Below are 527 nucleotides of genomic sequence, written 5' to 3'. Positions count from 1 at the left end.
CCAGTGCAGAATGGGGACGTCTCTGATTATAGTGTATGCGCCAGGTCTCGATTTTGCACCGTGCATCCTCCAGAGACATGAACCAGTTCTCGTTCAGGCACTCCTGGCGCAGCCTGCCGTTGAACGACTCCACCGTGGCATTGTCCGTCGGTGTTCCCGGCCGGGAAAAGTCTATACGGATCCCCCGTTCATACACCCACTTGTCCAGCATTTTCCCTGCAAATTCAGAGTCGTTATCGGTTTTCAGCAACTGTGGTAAGGGACGTCCGAGCGCAATGGTGTTCAGCATCTCTGCGACCTCCGTTGAGCGCAGATTCTGGCCCACGCAGATCCCCAGACATTCGCGTGTGAACAAATCGATAACCGTCAGCAGACGCAGCCGGCGGCCGTCAAACAGCGCATCGGAGACAAAATCCATGCCCCAGACATGGTTCGGATACAGCCCCTGAGGCTGTGGCTGTCGCCGCTGTGCCGATTTATTGCGATGGGGACGTTTGAGACGCAGGGACAGGCCCTGCTCGCTGTAG

General features: G+C 56.9%; 1 protein-coding gene. It reads right to left on the bottom strand.

The window, feature by feature from the left end:
* Positions 1-527, bottom strand: a 527-nt coding sequence (locus E0L21_RS24775) for an integrase core domain-containing protein (RefSeq protein ID WP_131413841.1), incomplete at both ends; no start/stop codon positions are given.

The organism is Kosakonia quasisacchari (assembly GCF_004331415.1).
Lineage (GTDB): Bacteria > Pseudomonadota > Gammaproteobacteria > Enterobacterales > Enterobacteriaceae > Kosakonia > Kosakonia quasisacchari.
This window is presented reverse-complemented; position numbering and strand designations above follow the sequence as displayed.